Below are 20,330 nucleotides of genomic sequence, written 5' to 3'. Positions count from 1 at the left end.
AAAACTTTAGGGGCTTTGAGGGGGCAAATAGAAGAAGGGGTATGCTTGCTTATAATGAGCAAAGCACCTGACAACCTCTGTTGCTATGAGGTGCTTGAAGTCATTACTAACTTTTGTTCGGGGTAAAATCACTAAGACTTTCCATTGTATCCTTCACCATAGACCCTATTGTATCTCGTTTCGCATACGCGACGCCGCCCAAAAAGAGAGTACCTACGGCAAAGATGGAGAATTTTATCAAAGAGCTCTTAGAAAAAAAGGGTTTTTTCTCTTCAGGTAAAGTAATTTCTTTTTTGGTATCATACCAATCTGGTAAATTATCTCTGTCATATAGCTCATGAGAGTCAGTATTATCTAATACAAAAAAAGAATAGGTATCTGCATTATTAATTGCCCTTGCTGTAACTCTAGAACATTCTGCTTGAGTCGTTCTGGGTAACAATCGAAAATCGTCCGGATAAGGGCGTTCTTCAGTACTGTTTTTTACTGGTTTTCTTCCATGGTAGTATCCTCTATCATTGACAAAACCATATCGATGTGAAGACTCATGCAGCAATGTTGCTAAAGCCTTGGCAGGATGATTTGTAAGCATTCGATAATCAATATGGATTGGACCAAAATAGTCTCTTACGAACAATACCTCTCCCAAATCACTCTTTACCTCATGACCAAAAACATATCCAACGACTGTATTCTTAGGATTATTTAATAAAGACTTTCTGATATTACTGATATACACCTTATTAGGCTTAGACTCCACATTTTTGGCATGATAAAGCATTAAGTCTCTAAGTAATAAATGATAATTCAGTTTTGCGCCTTCAACCGTTGATTGCGTGTTAATTTGAGGAATTAGCTCATCAATATTGTGTTCTACCGGGTTATCTTTCGTATTTTCAAAATAAAATAAATACCATTGATTATTTGCTCTTACCAGCACATAAGTCTTTTCTTCGAGTGCCGCGATTTCATGCTGCAAGGGCTTGTGATCCATGATTTCAAGAGAGATGTTTAATTGCCTGTTTAATCCTTTATAAGTTTTGAGTAGGTTGTTTTTAATTGATTCGATGTTATCAAGAATATTATTTATAGAATGCCCCCCAGTAATGGGAACATAAAAATGTCTTTTTAACATTCTTAAAGCATGTAAAACTTTAGGAGGGGCATTATCATCAATGAACATCTGTTTAATATTTATATTTTTCTGATGTTTAATCCCTTGATCACAGTTATTTAAATAATCTTGGAGTTGAGTTAATAAGTATAGAGTTCTTTCCAGCCTCATTACGGATTCATTATAAATTTGATTAAGTGCTTCTTTTTCTTGTTTTGTTAAGAGTTCATCTTTAGACTTTAATGAAACAATCGTTTGATCCTGTGCAATATACTCAGGTTTTTTTTTGGAATTTTTATGATTTTTTGGCATTTTGGTTTCCTTGATACAGCTGGAACTCAGTCCAAATTAAATTCAATACTTGATACTATAATTGTACAATATTTAACCTTAATGAATTATTAAATTACACTTTGGGGTAAAGTAATAAAATCAAATGCATTATTGAAAAGCTTTTGATGGCGGAATTAGGGCTTAATCAGCAGTACACCTTTATTAGTACCTAGTTATTTATTGGTAAAATTAGTGGTGTTGTTGAAAATACTTTTTTTAATTTTTATTACAGTGATTTGCATGAATTTGCTGGAATAAAAATTTAATAACCCTTGAAATCTTATTAGGTGCCCCCATCTCTGGTTTTCACAATAGCTAAGCCGTGGAGAGGAGCAATTGCATGAGTAAGAAACAAGATAAAAATTGGCATCAATTTAAAGAAGAACATGAATCAAAACACGTTGAAAATGCGGAAGAGGCTGTCGACTTACCTGAAGAAATAGAACACTCAGAACCCTCTTTAGCTCATCCAAGTTACATAGAGTTGAGTGAAAAGCTGACTCTTGCAGAACAGCAATCTCATGAAAATTGGGAAAAAGCAGTTCGTGCTCAAGCTGAATTGGAAAATGTTCGTCGTCGTGCGGAACGTGAAATAAGTAATGCTCATCGCTATGGTGTTGAGAAGATAATTACTGATTTATTACCGGTAATTGATAGTCTAGAACAAGCTTTGCTACTCGCTGATAAAGCAGAAGATACAGCAATGCGCGAAGGCTTAGAATTAACTCTGAAACTGTTTTTGGATGTATTGAAAAAATTTGAAATTCAGCAAATTGATCCCATGGGTATGCCTTTTGACCCACAGATTCATGAAGCGATGTCGATGCAAGCGGTACCTGATGCTGAACCCAATACCGTGTTAGCAGTATTCCAAAAAGGATACAAACTAAGTGAACGAGTGATTAGACCAGCTCGTGTGGTCGTGTCAAAAAAATAAAAATGTGAGTTCTGTGGGTTGAAATAGGCAGGTTATGCCCCATATAAGAATCATTGCATTAGAAAACTACTACTTTGGAGCAAGAATAGAATGGCTAAAATTATTGGAATAGACTTAGGTACCACCAACTCATGTGTTGCCGTAATGGAAGGTGATAAACCTAAAGTAATTGAAAACAGTGAGGGTCACCGCACAACGCCTTCGATTGTCGCTTTTACTGATGATGGTGAGGTATTGGTTGGACAAGCTGCAAAACGTCAGGCAGTAACTAATCCTGATAATACTTTATTTGCGATTAAACGATTGATCGGTCGTCGTTTTGATGATGCAGTTGTTCAAAAAGATATCAAAATGGTTCCTTACAAGATTATTAAAGCAGACAATGGAGATGCTTGGGTCCGTGTTAAAACTCAGGACAAAGCCCCACCACAAGTTTCTGCTGAAGTATTACGTAAAATGAAAAAGACTGCAGAAGATTACCTTGGTGAAGAAGTGAAAGAAGCAGTGATTACAGTACCTGCTTATTTCAATGATTCTCAACGTCAGGCAACTAAAGATGCAGGCCGTATTGCGGGTCTTGAAGTAAAACGTATTATAAACGAGCCTACCGCTGCAGCTCTTGCTTATGGTATGGATAAAAAACGAGGTGATTCAATCATTGCTGTATATGACTTGGGTGGCGGTACGTTTGATATCTCGATCATTGAAATTGCAGAAGTGGATGGAGAACATCAGTTCGAAGTGCTGGCAACAAATGGTGATACGTTCTTGGGTGGTGAAGACTTTGACTTGGCATTGATTGAGTACCTGGCTTCTGAATTCAAAAAAGATACAGGTATTGATTTACACAGTGATCCATTGGCCTTACAACGATTGAAAGATGCTGCTGAAAAAGCAAAAATTGAACTTTCTTCAGCACAACAAACAGATGTTAACCTGCCTTATATTACAGCGGATGCTTCTGGACCAAAACATCTAAATATTAAATTAACTCGGGCTAAACTGGAGTCTTTGGTTGAAAAACTGGTCGAGCGAACAGTAGAGCCCTGCAAAATCGCATTGAAAGATGCTGGATTGACTGTATCACAAATTAACGAAGTCATTTTAGTTGGTGGTCAAACACGTATGCCTTTAGTACAAAAAACAGTAGAAGAGTTTTTTGGTAAAGAACCACGTAAAGACGTTAACCCCGATGAAGCCGTTGCTGTAGGTGCTGCTATTCAAGCCGCTGTTTTATCTGGTGAGGTAAAAGATATTCTGTTGCTTGACGTAACTCCATTGTCTTTAGGTATTGAAACTATGGGTGGCGTGATGACAAAACTCATTGAGAAAAATACCACAATTCCAACTAAAGCCAATCAAGTGTTCTCTACAGCGGATGATAATCAAACAGCAGTTACTGTGCATGTACTCCAAGGTGAAAGAGAGCAAGCCTCAGCGAATAAATCTTTAGGTCGATTCGATTTAGGTGATATTCCTCCTGCTCCACGTGGTGTACCACAAATTGAAGTCACTTTTGATATCGATGCGAACGGTATTTTGAATGTTTCCGCTAAAGATAAAGCTACGGGTAAGGCACAATCCATCGTTATTAAAGCATCTAGTGGATTGAGTGACGAAGAAGTCGAGGCAATGATAAAAGATGCCAAATCGCACGCAGAAGAAGATAAGAAGTTTAAGGAAATGGCAGAGTTACGTAATCAGGCGGACAGCTTGATTCATAGCTGTGAAAAATCAATGAAAGATTTGGCTGCTGAACTTGCTGAAGATGAGAAGAAAGGTATAGAAACAGCAATTGCTGAATTAAAAGAAGCGATTCAGGGCACTGACAAAGCACAAATCGAAGAGAAATTAAAAGTGTTAAACGATGCTTCTTCTAAAATGGCGGAACGAGTTTATGCTAAAAAGGCATCCGAAGGACAACCAGGACAAGCTGAGGCTCCTCAGCAAGAGCAAGCGCAAACTCAAGAGTCAGCTAAAACTGATGAAGGAGTTGTGGATGCTGAGTTCGAAGAGGTTAAAGACGATAAGAAATAATTGATAGTATCGTTGACTTAATAGCCTAGGTGCAATTAGCCTGGGTGCAGCAAGGCGAAACCCGGGATTTCTGGATATAAAAGAATCTATTAATCCCAGGTTTCGCTTTGCTGCACTCAGGCCAAATTGCCTATTGTTAATTTTTAAATATTGTGAGTAGTTATGGAACAGCGGGATTATTATGAACTTTTAGAAGTAAGTCGAACTGCAAGTGATGCCGAAATTAAAAAAGCATATCGCAAGTTGGCAATGAAGTATCACCCAGATCGCAATGCTGGTGATTCTGCTGCAGAAGAAAAATTTAAAGAAATTCAATACGCTTACAGTATTCTCTCAGATCCGCAAAAACGGGCCGCCTATGATCAATTTGGACATGCAGGCGTTGATCCTTCCATGCGAGGTGGTCAAGGTTTTGGGGGTTTTGGAGGTTTTGGTGATGTCTTTGAAGATATTTTTGAAAATATCTTTTCGGGCGGACGAGGTACCGGACGACAATCTCGTGGGCAACGAGGTGCTGATTTGCAATTTAATGTGCAGTTAACACTCGAAGAAGCTGCCCAGGGTAAAGAAGTGCAAATTACCGTTCCTAGACATGGGGCGTGTTCTACCTGTAGCGGTAGTGGTGCTAAAAAAGGAACCCAACCTAAAACGTGTGAAACCTGTAATGGAATAGGACAAGTTAGAATTCAACAAGGTTTTTTCTCTATTCAACAAACTTGCCCTAGTTGTCATGGTGAAGGAAAAATTATTTCAGATCCTTGCCAAGATTGTCATGGCCAAGGCCGGGTCCGTGAAAGTAAAAAACTAACCGTTAAAATTCCCGCTGGTGTAGATAATGGTGATCGGGTTCGATTAAGTGGAGAAGGGGAAGCCGGAACGCATGGTGGTGGCCCAGGTGATCTATATGTACAAATCAACGTAAAAAAACATACTATATTTGAACGTCATGAAAATGATTTACATTGTGAGGTACCTATAAGTTTTATAATCGCTGCAATGGGTGGTTCCATAGAAGTACCAACCCTTGAAGGTCGGGTTACTTTAAAGATCCCTGAGGAAACGCAAACCGGAAAAGTGTTTCGTTTGAGAGGTAAGGGAATGAAATCGGTTCGTGGTCATGGGCAGGGTGATTTATTATGTAAAGTAGTTGTAGAAACTCCTGTGAATTTATCACGAGAACAAAAAGAATTATTGACTAAATTCCAAGAATCACTGGAAAATGCCAAGGGAAAACACTCTCCACGCTCAAATTCCTGGTTTGCAGGTGTGAAAAAATTCTTTGAAGACATGAAATTTTAAGCTAAGTAAGTTACAATGCTCACATTTATCTAAATGTGCATTTTTTGAGCTTGATGACTAAGGGATTTGTAATCGTTATGACTCCATATCAAAAGGAGACATTGTAACCCGGGTTAGGTGTAGAAAACTTCCGGGTTACGGTTCGCTTCACTCAGGCTACTGGAGGCACATTGACAACCAGACTAATAGAGTAGAACCATGATGAACCAACCAGCAATTTTAGTATTAGCCGATGGAACTGTTTATGAAGGTATTTCGGTAGGGGCAACAGGCGATTGTGTCGGAGAGTTGGTTTTTAATACTTCTATGACGGGTTATCAGGAAATGCTCACTGACCCTTCTTATACACGGCAAATCATTACTTTGACTACCGCACATGTGGGGAATACTGGATGTACGCATGAAGACATGGAGTCAAATAAAGTTTGGGCTGCAGGCTTAGTTCTCCGGAATTCTTCAATAATCCATAGTAATTATCGCGCGGAACAATCGCTCACAGATTGGCTCAAAAAAAATGGTGTGGTTGCAATTGCTGGAATTGATACTCGAGATTTGACCTTGCGTTTACGAGAACACGGTGCCGTGGGAGCTTGCATCAGTACCGATGTAGAGAATCCTGAAGCGGTTTTAGCGAAAGCAAAATCCTTCTCTGGATTGCAGGGTGTGGATTTGGCGCTAGAGGTTTCAAGAAAAACTATAGAACGGTGGCATGAAGGTCAAGGTGAGTGGGGGACAGACTCTCAGCCCCAAAAATTTCATGTAGTTGCTTATGATTTTGGAGTAAAGCACAATATCTTGCGTATTTTACATGATAAAGGGTGTCATCTAACTTTAGTCCCAGCAAAAACTTCTGCTGCAGAAGTTTTGGCTATGAATCCTGATGGTGTATTTTTATCAAATGGTCCTGGGGATCCACAGGCATGTGATTATGCAATCCGCGCCACCCAAGAGTTTTTAAAGCATAATATTCCTCTATTCGGGATTTGCCTGGGTTTTCAAATTTTGGCTTTAGCTTGTGGTGGAGTAACCAAAAAAATGAAATTTGGCCACCACGGCGCCAATCATCCTGTCATTGAAACGGAAGGGAAAAAACGTGTTTTTATAACCAGTCAAAACCATGGTTTTGCAGTGGATGAAGAGAGCTTACCTGACTGTCTTTCCGTCACGCACCGTTCATTATTTGATAATACTCTTCAAGGCATTAGACATAAGGAAAAGCCAGCATTGGGCTTTCAGGGACACCCAGAAGCAAGCCCTGGACCTCACGATATAGAAATAATATTTAATGAATTTATACAATTGATGAAATAGGATATACACATATAATTAGAGGATTAACTAATGAATGAAAGTCACGTTTTTACTTCTGAATCAGTTTCTGAAGGACATCCTGACAAAATAGCAGATCAGATTTCAGATGCAATTTTAGATGCTATTTTAACGCAAGATCCTGCTGCCCGTGTTGCTTGCGAGGTCTTCGTTAAAACAGGTATGGTGTTAGTTGGTGGTGAAATTACTACTAAAGCATGGGTTGATGTGGAAGCCGTAACGCGACAAGTCGTTAAAGATATAGGTTATAACAGCTCACAAATGGGTTTTGATTGGGAGTCTTGTGCAGTACTTTCTGCCATAGGTAAGCAATCCCCTGATATTGCACAGGGCGTAGACAATAAAGAAACTAAAATGCTGGGTGCCGGAGATCAAGGTTTAATGTTTGGTTATGCCAGCCGTGAAACCGATGTGTATATGCCTGCTCCAATCGCTTATGCACATCGTTTGATGGAAAAACAGGCTCATTTGCGTAAATCAGGAGCATTACCCTGGTTGCGACCCGATGCTAAATGTCAAATAACCCTAAAATATGAAAGTGGTATACCCGTTGAAGTGGATACCGTTGTTTTTTCAACACAGCACGCAACTGAAATTGGATATAATGATTTAGTTGAAGCGGTGCGTGAAGAAATTATTAAAACTACATTACCCAGCGAATGGTTGACTCATAAAACACGTTATTTCATTAATCCAACAGGTCGTTTTGTTATTGGTGGCCCGTTAGGGGACTGTGGATTAACTGGTCGTAAAATTATCGTTGATACTTATGGTGGTATGGCGCGACATGGCGGAGGATGTTTTTCAGGTAAGGATCCCTCTAAAGTGGATCGTTCTGCCGCTTATGCAGCACGGCATGTGGCAAAAAATATTGTAGCGGCTGGATTGGCTGATAAATGTGAGCTACAAATTTCTTACGCGATTGGGGTTGCAGAACCCACGTCAATTTTTGTTGAAACATTCGGTACCGGTCGTTTATCAGATAATGAAATTATTGAATTAATTCACTCTCATTTTGATTTAACACCACAAGGTATTATCGAATATCATGATTTGCTTCGTCCGATCTACAAGCAAACCGCAACTTATGGCCATTATGGACGTGAGAATTTTCCTTGGGAACGTTTGGACAAGGTGACGGAGTTAAGCAAAGCTTTATAAGGAGAGCTAATGGAACTAGTCAATAAGGTAGAGGCAGGGAGCAATATGACGAAAGATTATAAAGTAGCTGATATGTCACTGGCTTCGTGGGGACGCAAAGAAATTGCGATTGCCGAGACTGAAATGCCAGGATTAATGGCTTTGCGTGAAGAGTTTGCTGCAACCAAGCCATTAAAGGGTGCTCGGGTTGCAGGTTGTTTGCATATGACAATACAAACTGCAGTGCTGATTGAAACGCTGACTGCGTTAGGCGCCGAAGTTCGTTGGTCTTCATGTAATATATTTTCTACCCAAGACCATGCTGCTGCAGCTATTGCCGCAAAGGGTATTCCAGTATTTGCCTGGAAAGGTGAAACTGAAGAAGAATATTGGTGGTGCGTGGAGCAAACTCTCATTGGACCCAATGATTGGTCTCCTAATTTGTTGCTTGATGATGGTGGCGATTTGACACAAATGGTTCACCAAAAATTCCCAGAACTATTAACAGGAATTAAAGGGGTTTCTGAAGAAACAACTACAGGCGTTGCGCGGTTATATGAAATGGCTAGAAAGGGTGATTTAAAAATCCCAGCGATTAATGTGAATGATTCAGTAACTAAATCCAAATTTGATAATATGTACGGTTGTCGTGAGTCCTTGCTTGATGGAATAAAACGTGCGACCGATGTAATGATAGCTGGAAAGGTCGCTTTAATTTTAGGTTATGGAGATGTAGGGAAGGGATGTGCGCAAGCATTACGAGGTCAAGGTGCAAATGTTCTAATTGCAGAAATTGATCCCATTTGCGCGCTGCAAGCTGCAATGGAAGGATATCGGGTAGTAACTCTGGATGATGTTGCTGAACAGGTAGATATCGTTGTGACCGCCACGGGTAATTACCATGTAGTGACTCACGATCACATGAAACGTATGCGAAATCAGGCTATTTTATGCAATATTGGTCATTTTGATTCTGAAATCGATGTGCACAGCTTAAAGAAATATCAATGGGAGAATATAAAGCCCCAAGTGGACCACATTATATTCCCAGATGGTAAGCGATTAATCCTTTTAGCTGAGGGACGATTGGTCAATCTAGGATGTGCTACAGGGCATCCAAGTTTCGTGATGTCAGCATCTTTTTCCAACCAAATTTTGGCGCAAATCGAATTATTTAAAAATGCTGCTCAATATGATCGACAAGTTTATGTTCTTCCCAAGTTATTGGATGAAAAAGTAGCTCGCTTGCATTTGGAGAGAATTGGAGCAAAATTAACCCCACTCACGAAAGAACAAGCAGATTATTTAGGCGTGGAAATCAATGGTCCTTATAAGCCAGAGCAATATCGCTATTGATTTGTACTGCGTAGCAGAGTGACCCCGGGTTTTTCTTAATTTCTTCCCGGGGCTACGCCTTGCGCCTTTACCCAGACTGCGAGTCTAATTTTTCTCAATGAGACAGGATGTGCAACAATTCACCATCTGTCTGATTGAGCGTTTTGAGAAAAATATTCATCCAGTCTACGCTTTGTTCCCGGACTCACCAATTCAGGCAAATTATGGTAATCGAACCAAGCCATTTGTTCAATTTCGTAAGAATGAGTTTTTATGGAATTAAAATGTTTAATGATAAAAACAATCGGATAGTCATGGACTCCCATGTAGATATGAAAATAAATCCCAAATAATTTCGGTTCTTCAGTTGGGATTATTCCAACCTCTTCGTTTAATTCACGTATTAAGGCTTCTTTTACCGTTTCACCTTTTTTTACCCCGCCACCTGGAAGAAACCAATAGGGTTCATAAGTGTGTTTTACCAACAGAACTTGATTTTCCTGATTTAGAATAATAGCGCGTGGCCCCATAGTTATGATTCCAAATAAGGATTGCACTTTTCGTATGCATTGAATGGCCATGTTATAAAATAGATTTCGTAAGTTCATAAACATTTTTTAAAATAAACGAAGGATGAATGCAGTATATAAAGTGCATTAAGAATTTCAAAATCTATTTTAAGCATAATACATTAAGAACATTAGCGTAAAATTTTGGGATATGGTTCATCTTGTTTTGCTTTTTTTCTTATAGCATACTGAATTTCGATGTATTTTTATAAGGAGATTGTGGCATGTTTAAATCAGGGATTTTAGGTTTAGGTCTTTTAATTATTACACAAGGTATTTTTGCCGCTTCGGGTGAAGATACAGTGCGAGTAATAATCAAATATAAAGAACAAATGACAAGTGTTTCATCTTTAAAAACACAAATAAAACAGATAACCCAATTACCGGTTAAAGAATTAAATCCTATGGCCAATGGGGCCTTTTTACTAATTTTAGACTCAACAAACAGTACTTTGGTTCAAAACGATAATGAAGATCCTACGTCCTTGGTTTTAGAACGTTTGCGCAACAATCCTCAAGTTTTATATGCAGTTAAAGATAGAGTAAGTTATTTTAAACCGGTTCCGGATCCTGAGATTTTAGGTGCCGGTGATATATTATCTCATGAAAGTCAGTGGGATGAATTTTCTCGACCCGCAGGAATTATGTTGGAGTCAAAGCCTGGATTTAGAGATGGTGCTTGGGCCTACACCACGGGTCTTTCCAAAAAGCCCATAGTAGTTGCAGTCTTAGATACGGGAATTGCTTTAAATGACAGTTTAATAAATAACCTAGTAAAAGATAGTTCAGGTAATTTATGGGGTTGGAATTTTGCGGGAAATAATAATAATTTGGTTGATGAAACCCGCTCGTACCATGGCACTCATGTTGCTGGGACGATTGCTGGTTATGGCAGTGTGATGAGTGGGATGGGTGAGGATTTAAAAATCCTTCCTTTAAAAATTCCTGCAGCTAATGGAATGTTTTATGAAAGCTACGTCATTAATGCCATATATTGGGCTGTAGGTGGCGACGTCCCTGGAATACCACCAAACATTCATCCAGCAAAGATATTGAACATGAGTTTTGGAGTCGATAGAGGTCCTAAAGATGAAATAGACTATTGTGATCAAGCATTACAAGAAGCAGTCTTTTTTGCACGCAAAAAAGGTGCGGTATTGGCTGTCGCAGCGGGAAATGACAACGTTTGGGAGCATTTTAATGCACCCGCGATTTGTAATGGAACCATTAAAGTAGCTTCTACAGGACCCGAAGGCCTTAGATCCTATTTTTCAAACTATGGTCCAAGTGTTACTTTAGCTGCTCCAGGAGGAGACAAGCGTTATGGCATTTGGGGAGGAATTTTATCCACAGTGAACCCTGGAGGTGGATATAATGGCTCGGGCTTCGATTTTTATCAAGGTACCAGTATGGCAACCCCTCATGTTGCCGGAGTTGCCGGATTAGTTTTTGCTGCAAGTGAGAAAGTACTTAGTCCAGAACAAGTAGAACAATTATTGTATTCAACAACACATGATTTTGGAGTCAGTAATGATGCGAATAAATCTTGTGTGGGTAAAAAACCTTGTGGGCATGGTATTTTGGATGCTGAAAACGCAGTAAAAGCGGCGGCAGCTGGTTATGATCTAATTTTTTCAGCCCCCAAAATAGAGCATTTGGTCATTAAAAATTGTGGAAATAACCGACTGAGCCCAAGTAATGCGCGTATTGTTTCAAAAGGGGGAATTTGGATACAAGATCATGCTGCCTGTGAGCGTTCAGAGGACTATCGAAAACCTCAGGTAGAGCAAACTAAAAATGGAACCATTATTGCCAATTATGGTTCTGTACGTTATCGACTTGAGCAAAGCGCTTATAAGTCATGTCATGTAATTGGTTATGATGGCATTGGTTGTTATTTGTAACCATTCACGCGACGATGTCAACGTAAACTTGTAGCCTGGGTGAAGCGCAGCAAACCTGGGCTCTCAGGTAAGCGTTGCGTTGTCGGCTACGAGACCTCATCTCTAATTGAAAAAAGGTCTTAATCGTTTGGCTGCGGCACGCTGTTCTAATTGCTCAGGCGATGGTGCTCTTGGTAGCGTTAGTGTGCTGCTTGGTTGAGTCAAGGTATTACTTGGAGGGGTCAAAGTATAATGAGGGTGCGGTTTATAAATTGAAGGCATAATATTGAGCACTTCTTCAGCTTGTTTTAAGAGAATCTCCACTTTTTGATTCAACAACTCGTTCTTATTAATTTTTTCATAAAGCTCTTTCGCTACCCCAAGACCATGTAATGTGGCTTGATAAAATTGGGATATGGGACCTCTGAGCGCGGCTATATGATCAAAAAGTGGTCCTACGGATTGATACTCTAAAAGGAGGGTCACATTTTCTGCTAGTTTACGCATCAAGTTTAAAAAATGATCGTGTTGGAAAATCAGTTTTTGCATTCCTTTAATAAATGTGTTTTGCTTGATGTGTCTACCTTGATGTGCTTTTAATTCAAAATTTAAGTGATCTTTTTGATAACGGTGGGTAATTCTTAGTAGAGAATTAACGAGTGACGTAAGCACATGAATGACTTGTTTTAAATCTTCATTTCCCAAAGCATAGGCAAGACGATCCATATTCATTTTAGATGAATTTCGCGGCTGAATATCCAAGAGATAAAGCAAGTTTTGATCAATGCTTAAAAGTAAAGCCAGAGTATCTTGATTACTTAAACGATATTGTAGAACTAATTGGATGGAACAAATTGTATCTTCCATAGAAGAATCTTCTTCTATAGGTGCATTCTTTAATTCATCAAGAAGACGTTCTGAGGATTTAATACTTTTTGTTGCTTCATCCAGTAGATTTTTTAATTGTTCTACATTGATCTCATTCATTCTAGATAAGTCACCACGTTGATTAATAAAAAACCATCCTTATTTTAATAATAACATTGAAATGCGCTTTTAAACTATAATTTAAAAAATTAACAGGACTTTCTTAATTTGTATGAAAAAGTATAAGAAATTTAAAAACTTTGATGAGTTCTATTTATTTTATCTCAATGAGCATCAAACACGCATGTGTCGGCGCTTGCATGCTTTAGGCACTCTTCTAGCTTGTTTAAGTTTTATTTTTTTTCTTTATACTGGCCATGGTTATTGGCTCATTTTGATGCTTATAGCTGGCTATGGATTTGCCTGGATTGGGCATTTTGTTTATGAAAAAAATAAACCCGCGACATTTCATTATCCCTTATATAGCCTGATGGGTGATTTCGTCATGTTTTGGCAGATTTTAAGAGGAAAATTAACGATCTAGTTTAATGATTCCCTATCACACTCCTGTATTTTTGCTCAAAAATAGTCTAAATTGCAATTAAATGTTCCATTACAAGGAGTGTGTAATGATACTTGAAAGCCCTGCATTTGTTCATAATGAGTTTATTCCCAGAGAATATACTTGTGATGGTACTGATCATTCGCCACCCTTGGTGTGGAGCGATATACCCAAAAATACTCAATCTTTTGTTTTAATCATGGATGATCCAGACGCGCCAATGGGTTTATGGGTACACTGGATATTATTTAATGTACCTCCTGATTGTCATGAGCTTAAATTGGAAACTGGTATACCTTCGAACGCAATAAGTGCACAAAATAGTTGGGGTAAAACAGGCTATGGTGGACCTTGTCCCCCAAAAGGTACTCATCGGTATTCCTTCAAACTCTATGCTTTAGATACCTCATTGACTCTGGGAGAACATGCTACAAAAAAAGAAATAGAGACCGCCATGCAAAATCATATCATTGAACAAACTGAATTAATTGGTAAATACAGTCGATCCGATTAATTCTATAGGTGAAGCGAAAAGGAGCTGCATTCAATTTGACTCGGATTTCGCTTCATGTTTTGAATTAAATTTACTAATTAATTAAATCGCGCAATAGTTAGTCCACAACAGGATTCCGTCACTTCATTTAAGTGTTCAACCACAGTGCTTAGACATCGAGTAAGTAAATATATTGGATTAAAAACAATAGAAGCGAGTGCGGCGCATGTTGCAATAACACCCATGGTTGCATCTACAATTGTATGTGCTGCGCTTGCTTTAAATGAGGAACAAGCACCCGCACTTATTTGGGATCGGGGTGCAAAGACTGCTAATAATAAAGCAGGTATTAGTAATAATGCAGTAGCGGCTAAATAAATAAAACTTTTCAAAAAGAGCAATAACGCATTCACACCTAACCAAAGTGGGCTGTGAATAGGGCGCACAAGTAAGTCAGTAAAAGTAGATATGTCATGAATTGGACCAAAATAGGAGGGTTCCGGTATAGGAATTAAATCAGCATATTTAGCTCTCAGGCTATGGTATCCTCGCCAGGTTGATTCAATTTTTGAAAAAAAACTAGACATCACATTTCCCTTATTATTATTTTGGGGCGTATCATGCCAATTAATAATAAGAAAGAAAATACTTTCAATAAAAAATTCAAAAATATGGAAAACCGGATGAGATTATATCTGAATCCGGATAAACTCTTTTCTTACTATGAAGGGATTTTTCCACACGCAATACGATCACCACCACCTCCTAAAGGAGGATTATCGCTGTAATTATCTCCGCCTGCGTGAACCATGATGGAGTGTCCTTTGATGTCTTTGGTAGTTAAGCGAGGTGCTAAGATTGGCACATTAGCAGCTCCATTGCTATCAACCATTAATACCGGTAAATCACCTAAATGACCTTGGTTAAATGGACCAAGATGTTTTTGGGTGTTCATTGGGTCCAAATGAGAACCTGCATTTTTAGCGTGGTCACCACAATCAGGATGTTGATGGATGTGAAAACCATGAATACCCGCAGGAAGTCCGGTCAGGTGAGGGGTTATAAGTAATCCATACTTGCCATCTTCAAACACGATTTTTCCAACTGAAGCTCCATTTGTGGTAGCCACATCGCTAGTGACTGTTTCTGCGGTGACTATTGACGAAAAAAATAAGGCAAAAGCCCCAATGATTATTTGTTCTTTCTTTTTGATTTTTTCCATAGCTAAATCCTTTTTAGTGACAATTTTTCCATTCTAACATAGCATATTACATATTAGGTTATCTAAAGTTGAATTTTAAAAAACGTGAATAATTTATCTGCAAATAGAAATTAATTGCGTCTTTAAGGTTTTTATTATGACTAAAAATGTAATGCCCAATATCCGAACAGCGACATTAGATGATGCCGAGGCTATAGCACAAATTCATATCTGTTCCTGGCAAAAGATGTATCGAGATTTTATTCCCGAAATTATATTACAAAATCTGTCCTTAAAAGAGCGAACTCAGCAGTGGCGTGATTTGATAGAACAGGAAGTTAAAGTATTAGTCATGGAAGTTCATAACCAAATTATTGGTTTTGCGAGTATTTGTCCTTTTCGTGATTTTAGTGCTGATGATACGATGGGAGAAATCAGTGCAATTTATTTGAATCCTGAGTACTGGCGGAGAGGATTGGGTACCCAATTATGCCTCGCAGCAATTTCTGAACTTGCAAATCAGGGATACAAAAAAATATTGCTCTGGGTATTTGAAGACAATATTCAAGCACGAAAATTCTATGATGCTTTAGGTTTTGAAGCCACAACCTCCACTAAATTAGCAGAATTTTACGAGGATGGCGCTTTATTAAAAGAAGTTCTTTATCAAAAAATACTTTAATTTTATTTTTGTATAACACGGGCAGCACAAAACCCGGATTTTGTGGTAAGTCGAATGGCTAAATCCGGGATTACGCTGTGCTGCTAGGCTAAGTGCCACAGAATGTTTGGTAGACTCGCTCATGAGGCAAGGGCAAACATTGTAAATGTTCTGTTTCTTTTTGTTGATGATAAGGATTTTTTAAGACCGTTAAAAGACTATCCATTAAGGTGTTGTCGTTTTGCTCAATGAAATCTCGAATTGCGTTTTCAACTAAATGGTTTCTGGGAATATAGGCAGGATTTACCCGGTTCATTTTATTTTGTATTTCGTTGATCCCAATTTTTTGTTGTTTAATACAATTCACCCAATCAGAAACCCACTGTTTGCTGCTGGGTTGATTTCCTAATGCATTGATTACATCGAGTTGAGAGCGCTCAGAGTAGAGGGCTTTACTCAGGAGACGAAAAATATTTGTAAAATCTGGTTTATGTTGTTGTAATAATTCGAAGAAGGTTTTGATAAGCTCAACCGGTTGAATATTCTCATCAAAGAGTCCTAATTTCTCTCTTACTTTTTTATTCCAATATTTAGAGAACCGCTCTGTAAATGAGTGAAGCGCTTCTTGCATGTGTTGCAGATCCCTCTCGTCTTTAAATAGCGGAAGTAAAGCCAGACTCAATTGTGCTAAATTCCATTTTGCGATGGCGGCTTGATTTCCATAAGCATAACGTCCCATAACATCAATAGAACTGTATACCGTACCAAAATCAAATTCGTCCATGAAAGCACAGGGACCATAATCTATCGTTTCTCCCGATATGGTCATATTATCCGTATTCATGACTCCATGAATAAAGCCTACTCCCATCCATTCCGCAATAAGATGGGCTTGTCGATCAACAACTTTTTTAAATAATTCAAGATAAGGGTTCGCACTGGGTAAAAGTTCAGGGTAGTGTCTTTCAAGAGCATAGTTAGCCAAAGCTCTAAGTAACTGATCGTCTTTTTGAGCTGCAGCATATTCGAAAGAGCCAACTCGTAAGCTACTTGAAGCTACTCGGGTTAATACACCTAATGGTACTGGACCGTTTTGTCGATAAATTTGTTCTTTGCTTGCAATTGCAGCCAAGCAACGAGTGGTTGGAATATTTAAGCCATGCATTGCCTCACTGATCAGATATTCTCTTAACACAGCAGAAAGTGGCGCTCTGCCATCACCGGTACGCGAAAACATTGTTTTTCCAGAACCTTTGAGTTGAATATCCCATAGAGTTCCATCTTGGCTGCGTATTTCACCAAGTAATACGGCACGACCATCACCTAAAAGAGGAACGTAGTATCCAAACTGATGTCCCGCGTAGGCTAATGCAATAGTTTCAAGATGTGGAGGAACCACATTTCCGGCATAAAAAGGGACTATGTCTGATTCCCTAAAAGAAGGGGAATGGGGAGCACAAAGATAAGAAGCTAACTCTTGATTAAATTTGATTAAATAAGGATCTACAATGGGTGTGGGCTCAATCACTTCATAAAAATTAGGAGGTAATTTTAAGTAAGAACTACGCTGTATATAAGGTATCAAATCAAGCCATCCATAAAAGTGTATGTTAAATATTTAAAGAAATCCTCCACTTAGTTCTATACGTCCAAATGAGAAAGTATTGGTCCTGAACTAATTGGAAGAACCTTTTAAGCATATTATAGTGTCTTTATTACAACACAGTAAAATTGAGCAAGGAGATACAACAAAAAGAGTTCACCCTTCTAGAGTTTGAAAATTGTTTTAGGAAAAAAGTAGCACGCTAATCGTTTCATTAAATTTGGTTTGTTTTAAAAACTCCTAATGATGGTGGTTTTTTTGATCCTGCACAAAACTAAGCGTCCGCTTACAGGCAATATAACCTTGTTTTGAGGTTTCATTTAGAATCTGGTCACAACAACTTATTAGGTCATCAAAGTTCTGAGGGGTATTTCCTTGTCGTGACAGAAAAGAAGCCGCTTCTCGAAATAGGGTGATACTGGAGACTAGTTTCAGGGTGTCAATCTCTCCCTGCATCAGGAATACAATTGGAATCTGTTTTTTTAATTGTTGTTCTACCAACTGAGCCATTGCGTAATAATTACGAAAAAGTAGTTCATTTTGTAAATAATCACAGGCTTCTTTCAAATCAGCGATACCAAAGTGCTGTGCTATTGGACTGAAGCCAAGCTGTTTCAATTGGGGAAAGATATACCATATCCAGTGGCTTTTTTTGCTTCCGGCTTCAAGTTCAGCGTACGCTTGCTGAAATGAAATATCCCTACCTTGGCCTTGCTGTGCTTTAATAAAACGTTGAATGTTGCTCATTATAATATACCTTAATTAATAGGTAATTTTTATAAAATAGTTAAAATGGAAGGATAGGACAAGTGGGTGGGTGAGATTTTTTGTATGGGGACAGTTTTGGGATTCTTATCCCAAAACTCGTCTTAACTCTGCTTCTTGTAAACGTTCGGCAAAAGCCTCATCGGACTCTACTTGTTCACCCTGTTCGTTTTTAAGAGCCTCTGCTTTATCAATTTTATCAAGATCAATTTTATTTTTAACTTGAGAAAACAACCCTAAACTGGATGCAGTTTGAATAAGTTGGGTTATATTTTCTCGGTAGAGGTTAACTTTATCTTGTTCCCCTTGAGCACTTACAGTTGCGTTTATTACTTGTTCTTCTTTTTCTGAAAAAGGTCTTTCTTCTTTCTTGGAGACAGATGATTTTTCCACATATACTTCTTTTTCCACATACACTTCTTTAGAGGATTTAGCGGTGGACGGAGTTAATTGTTCAACGCTGGTGGTCCAATGGGCATTACCTTCATTATTTAGAATAATAGTAGGTAGATGAGGTCTAGAGGCCCCATTTTCTTTACCTACCACGTGAAGGTTTACATCAAGATGTGCTGCTATTTCTTTTAAATCATCATGTGTGGCCCATCTTCCTGATTCCTTAATTTTTTCTATTCCTTTTAGAATCACAGAACCAGGATTTACTTTATCTTCTGAAAGCACATCCCGCAATACTACATCTCGAAGATGCTGTAGTTCGATCATATCGGGTTTATCAGAAGATGGATTTTCAAGTTTAACACGTAACGTTTGAGCGGTTTTTTCTGCTAAGGAAAGAACTTCAGGGGATAAAGCTAATTCATTAAATTGACTTATTTCAGCGAGTGAATCCTGATTATCTAAATAAAAGTGAACCAATTCTCTAAATTTATCGTAAACGGGGGTCGCTTCAATTCTTGCTCGTCCATCTTGTAAAACGTCCTCTCCTTTTTTCCTATTAATCAGCTCGTTTTTATATATATTAAAGACGATGTTTCTTAACGACGTTTGTAATTCAAACAAGAGTGCATTTTTATAATTTCTAGGGGAGTGATATAATTGATTTAAATCAACATCCAGAATGTCCTGCAAGTTTACGTTACTAAGACCTTCTTCTTTCCATCTGTTGTATGTTGCGCTTGTTTGGTGGATGGCGTGCTCGTTTTTAATGGTATTGATTAAACCTATAGCAAAAGCATAAAATCCGCAGTTACCACCACCAGAATTATCTATTCTATAAGACATTTTATACTCGCTGTTAGGATTTATATTTACATATATTACACAAATTATACAATATTAACATTAAGTAATTATTATGTAATTGATGCTGGCAAGTGATTAACTAATAGACAAAATGATTTTTATCTAATAAAATATGGTTTATTTTTATGCAGAAAGTAGTAATAAGCAATTCAAAGGAGGTTTAAAAGCATGAGCTTAATTGATAACAGGATTGTAAAGGCCTCCTTTAGAGAAAATCCAGCAGAAGAACGAAAGCTATTTCCTCAATCTTCTTGTCTTATGCCAATTAGCGTTGGACAAGCAATTCATGAGAGCGAAAAATTTGCAGCAGTTATTAAATTAATTAACGCCTCTTTTAAACAATGTACCATTCTTGTTGATGATAGTGTTCAACGTCACACAATTGGTATTATGAATCATTCTGATCCTGAGGAGTTATATCAGTTAGCTGTAAAAGAAGGGGACGATTGGTTGAAACGAAATGAAAGAGCTTATAATGAATTAACCATTCCTTTTGAAATTATGCGCTGGGATGACTGGTATAACAGTCAAAATTATATTGAACATCATCTCCGTGTGCAAAAGGAATATAATTCCAATGAATCATTTCATAATGCAATTAATGCTAATATCGATGAATTTTTAACCCGGTACTTGAGCCGATTTTCTGCTGCAGAGGTCGACCATGAACGAGCCTTTAATCTCTGTCTTGATTATTTGATTGAGGAGTGTTCGGTAATGTGTTTGTGGACTGAAAAAGCTTATGATTTCGAAGTGTATCCCAGTGGCAGAAATAAGGCGATGGCTGCCACTTATGAGTATTTAATAAAACCTTATTATCCAAACTACTTAAGGCCTGTTGCACTTCGCTTTAAAAAATATCCTGTAAAAACACCTGTAGAGAATCTGAAATTGGTTCACGAGGTTGTTTCTGAGAGTGAGTCGGTAATTGGGAGTTTTTGA

General features: G+C 38.2%; 19 protein-coding genes. 11 read left to right on the top strand and 8 right to left on the bottom strand.

The window, feature by feature from the left end:
* Positions 1 to 106: 106 nt before the first annotated feature.
* Positions 107 to 1,426 carry a hypothetical protein gene (locus ACWTE2_RS21685; protein WP_454784322.1) on the bottom strand — a complete coding sequence of 440 codons (1,320 nt, stop codon included), beginning with the start codon at positions 1,424 to 1,426 and terminating at the stop codon, positions 107 to 109.
* Positions 1,427 to 1,787: 361 nt separating this feature from the next.
* Between ACWTE2_RS21685 and grpE the strand changes: the two genes are divergently transcribed.
* The 6 genes from grpE to ahcY all read left to right on the top strand — a co-directional run bounded on the left by grpE (position 1,788) and on the right by ahcY (position 9,545).
* Positions 1,788 to 2,384: a nucleotide exchange factor GrpE gene (grpE, locus tag ACWTE2_RS21680; protein WP_454784321.1), complete on the top strand. Its 597-nt coding sequence runs from the start codon at positions 1,788 to 1,790 to the stop codon at positions 2,382 to 2,384.
* Between the two features lie 90 nt (positions 2,385 to 2,474).
* Complete coding sequence (gene dnaK / locus ACWTE2_RS21675; protein WP_454784320.1) at positions 2,475 to 4,421, top strand: molecular chaperone DnaK; 1,947 nt, start codon at positions 2,475 to 2,477, stop codon at positions 4,419 to 4,421.
* Positions 4,422 to 4,583: 162 nt separating this feature from the next.
* Positions 4,584 to 5,720 carry a molecular chaperone DnaJ gene (dnaJ, locus tag ACWTE2_RS21670; protein ID WP_182391288.1) on the top strand — a complete coding sequence of 379 codons (1,137 nt, stop codon included), beginning with the start codon at positions 4,584 to 4,586 and terminating at the stop codon, positions 5,718 to 5,720.
* Between the two features lie 198 nt (positions 5,721 to 5,918).
* Positions 5,919 to 7,031: a glutamine-hydrolyzing carbamoyl-phosphate synthase small subunit gene (carA, locus tag ACWTE2_RS21665; protein ID WP_454784319.1), complete on the top strand. Its 1,113-nt coding sequence runs from the start codon at positions 5,919 to 5,921 to the stop codon at positions 7,029 to 7,031.
* 30 nt (positions 7,032 to 7,061) lie between these two features.
* A complete protein-coding gene (gene metK, locus ACWTE2_RS21660; RefSeq protein ID WP_182391286.1) occupies positions 7,062 to 8,210 on the top strand; it encodes a methionine adenosyltransferase in 1,149 nt (382 codons plus the stop codon).
* A gap of 9 nt (positions 8,211 to 8,219) precedes the next feature.
* Positions 8,220 to 9,545, top strand: a complete 1,326-nt coding sequence (gene ahcY, locus ACWTE2_RS21655; protein WP_454784318.1) for an adenosylhomocysteinase — start codon at positions 8,220 to 8,222, stop codon at positions 9,543 to 9,545.
* A gap of 119 nt (positions 9,546 to 9,664) precedes the next feature.
* Here the strand turns inward: ahcY and ACWTE2_RS21650 are convergent, their stop codons facing one another.
* Positions 9,665 to 10,054 (bottom strand): NUDIX domain-containing protein, encoded by a 390-nt coding sequence (locus tag ACWTE2_RS21650; RefSeq protein ID WP_454784317.1) that lies wholly within the window; start codon positions 10,052 to 10,054, stop codon positions 9,665 to 9,667.
* A gap of 263 nt (positions 10,055 to 10,317) precedes the next feature.
* Between ACWTE2_RS21650 and ACWTE2_RS21645 the strand changes: the two genes are divergently transcribed.
* Positions 10,318 to 11,997: a S8 family serine peptidase gene (locus ACWTE2_RS21645; RefSeq protein ID WP_454784316.1), complete on the top strand. Its 1,680-nt coding sequence runs from the start codon at positions 10,318 to 10,320 to the stop codon at positions 11,995 to 11,997.
* Positions 11,998 to 12,099: 102 nt separating this feature from the next.
* Here the strand turns inward: ACWTE2_RS21645 and ACWTE2_RS21640 are convergent, their stop codons facing one another.
* On the bottom strand, positions 12,100 to 12,963 hold the full coding sequence (locus ACWTE2_RS21640) for a hypothetical protein (protein WP_182391282.1): 864 nt from the start codon (positions 12,961 to 12,963) through the stop codon (positions 12,100 to 12,102).
* A 112-nt stretch (positions 12,964 to 13,075) separates the two neighbouring features.
* Between ACWTE2_RS21640 and ACWTE2_RS21635 the strand changes: the two genes are divergently transcribed.
* Together ACWTE2_RS21635 and ACWTE2_RS21630 are read left to right on the top strand one after the other, a co-directional pair.
* Complete coding sequence (locus ACWTE2_RS21635) at positions 13,076 to 13,387, top strand: Mpo1-like protein (RefSeq protein WP_454784315.1); 312 nt, start codon at positions 13,076 to 13,078, stop codon at positions 13,385 to 13,387.
* A gap of 85 nt (positions 13,388 to 13,472) precedes the next feature.
* Positions 13,473 to 13,919 carry a YbhB/YbcL family Raf kinase inhibitor-like protein gene (locus tag ACWTE2_RS21630; RefSeq protein WP_182391280.1) on the top strand — a complete coding sequence of 149 codons (447 nt, stop codon included), beginning with the start codon at positions 13,473 to 13,475 and terminating at the stop codon, positions 13,917 to 13,919.
* A gap of 77 nt (positions 13,920 to 13,996) precedes the next feature.
* On the opposite strand, the gene ACWTE2_RS21625 is transcribed toward ACWTE2_RS21630, so the two are convergent.
* Both ACWTE2_RS21625 and ACWTE2_RS21620 read right to left on the bottom strand, forming a co-directional pair.
* The gene (locus ACWTE2_RS21625) at positions 13,997 to 14,485 is read right to left on the bottom strand and encodes a hypothetical protein (protein ID WP_454784314.1); all 489 of its coding nucleotides are present in this window, start codon (positions 14,483 to 14,485) and stop codon (positions 13,997 to 13,999) included.
* Positions 14,486 to 14,619: 134 nt separating this feature from the next.
* Positions 14,620 to 15,120 (bottom strand): superoxide dismutase family protein, encoded by a 501-nt coding sequence (locus ACWTE2_RS21620; protein WP_454784313.1) that lies wholly within the window; start codon positions 15,118 to 15,120, stop codon positions 14,620 to 14,622.
* A gap of 136 nt (positions 15,121 to 15,256) precedes the next feature.
* Between ACWTE2_RS21620 and ACWTE2_RS21615 the strand changes: the two genes are divergently transcribed.
* The gene (locus ACWTE2_RS21615; RefSeq protein ID WP_454784312.1) at positions 15,257 to 15,781 is read left to right on the top strand and encodes a GNAT family N-acetyltransferase; all 525 of its coding nucleotides are present in this window, start codon (positions 15,257 to 15,259) and stop codon (positions 15,779 to 15,781) included.
* An 88-nt stretch (positions 15,782 to 15,869) separates the two neighbouring features.
* Here the strand turns inward: ACWTE2_RS21615 and ACWTE2_RS21610 are convergent, their stop codons facing one another.
* The 3 genes from ACWTE2_RS21610 to ACWTE2_RS21600 all read right to left on the bottom strand — a co-directional run bounded on the left by ACWTE2_RS21610 (position 15,870) and on the right by ACWTE2_RS21600 (position 19,367).
* A complete protein-coding gene (locus ACWTE2_RS21610) occupies positions 15,870 to 17,345 on the bottom strand; it encodes a protein adenylyltransferase SelO (RefSeq protein ID WP_454784311.1) in 1,476 nt (491 codons plus the stop codon).
* A gap of 258 nt (positions 17,346 to 17,603) precedes the next feature.
* Positions 17,604 to 18,110 carry a DUF1810 family protein gene (locus ACWTE2_RS21605; RefSeq protein WP_454784310.1) on the bottom strand — a complete coding sequence of 169 codons (507 nt, stop codon included), beginning with the start codon at positions 18,108 to 18,110 and terminating at the stop codon, positions 17,604 to 17,606.
* Between the two features lie 105 nt (positions 18,111 to 18,215).
* Entirely contained in the window at positions 18,216 to 19,367 is a 1,152-nt protein-coding gene (locus ACWTE2_RS21600) for a hypothetical protein (protein ID WP_454784309.1), read from the bottom strand.
* Positions 19,368 to 19,556: 189 nt separating this feature from the next.
* Between ACWTE2_RS21600 and ACWTE2_RS21595 the strand changes: the two genes are divergently transcribed.
* A complete protein-coding gene (locus ACWTE2_RS21595; protein WP_454784308.1) occupies positions 19,557 to 20,330 on the top strand; it encodes a tRNA-dependent cyclodipeptide synthase in 774 nt (257 codons plus the stop codon).

It is taken from the genome of Legionella nigrisilvae (assembly GCF_977063395.2).
The sequence above is the reverse complement of the archived record's forward strand: the minus strand, read 5'-3'. Positions and strand labels throughout refer to the sequence as shown.

Coding starts and splice junctions, on each gene's coding strand:
- ACWTE2_RS21685 (WP_454784322.1), bottom strand. CDS start 1,426: ATGCCAAAAAATCATAAAAATTCCAAAAAAAAACCTGAGTATATTGCA.
- grpE (WP_454784321.1), top strand. CDS start 1,788: ATGAGTAAGAAACAAGATAAAAATTGGCATCAATTTAAAGAAGAACAT.
- dnaK (WP_454784320.1), top strand. CDS start 2,475: ATGGCTAAAATTATTGGAATAGACTTAGGTACCACCAACTCATGTGTT.
- dnaJ (WP_182391288.1), top strand. CDS start 4,584: ATGGAACAGCGGGATTATTATGAACTTTTAGAAGTAAGTCGAACTGCA.
- carA (WP_454784319.1), top strand. CDS start 5,919: ATGATGAACCAACCAGCAATTTTAGTATTAGCCGATGGAACTGTTTAT.
- metK (WP_182391286.1), top strand. CDS start 7,062: ATGAATGAAAGTCACGTTTTTACTTCTGAATCAGTTTCTGAAGGACAT.
- ahcY (WP_454784318.1), top strand. CDS start 8,220: ATGGAACTAGTCAATAAGGTAGAGGCAGGGAGCAATATGACGAAAGAT.
- ACWTE2_RS21650 (WP_454784317.1), bottom strand. CDS start 10,054: ATGGGGCCACGCGCTATTATTCTAAATCAGGAAAATCAAGTTCTGTTG.
- ACWTE2_RS21645 (WP_454784316.1), top strand. CDS start 10,318: ATGTTTAAATCAGGGATTTTAGGTTTAGGTCTTTTAATTATTACACAA.
- ACWTE2_RS21640 (WP_182391282.1), bottom strand. CDS start 12,963: ATGAATGAGATCAATGTAGAACAATTAAAAAATCTACTGGATGAAGCA.
- ACWTE2_RS21635 (WP_454784315.1), top strand. CDS start 13,076: ATGAAAAAGTATAAGAAATTTAAAAACTTTGATGAGTTCTATTTATTT.
- ACWTE2_RS21630 (WP_182391280.1), top strand. CDS start 13,473: ATGATACTTGAAAGCCCTGCATTTGTTCATAATGAGTTTATTCCCAGA.
- ACWTE2_RS21625 (WP_454784314.1), bottom strand. CDS start 14,485: ATGTCTAGTTTTTTTTCAAAAATTGAATCAACCTGGCGAGGATACCAT.
- ACWTE2_RS21620 (WP_454784313.1), bottom strand. CDS start 15,120: ATGGAAAAAATCAAAAAGAAAGAACAAATAATCATTGGGGCTTTTGCC.
- ACWTE2_RS21615 (WP_454784312.1), top strand. CDS start 15,257: ATGACTAAAAATGTAATGCCCAATATCCGAACAGCGACATTAGATGAT.
- ACWTE2_RS21605 (WP_454784310.1), bottom strand. CDS start 18,110: ATGAGCAACATTCAACGTTTTATTAAAGCACAGCAAGGCCAAGGTAGG.
- ACWTE2_RS21600 (WP_454784309.1), bottom strand. CDS start 19,367: ATGTCTTATAGAATAGATAATTCTGGTGGTGGTAACTGCGGATTTTAT.
- ACWTE2_RS21595 (WP_454784308.1), top strand. CDS start 19,557: ATGAGCTTAATTGATAACAGGATTGTAAAGGCCTCCTTTAGAGAAAAT.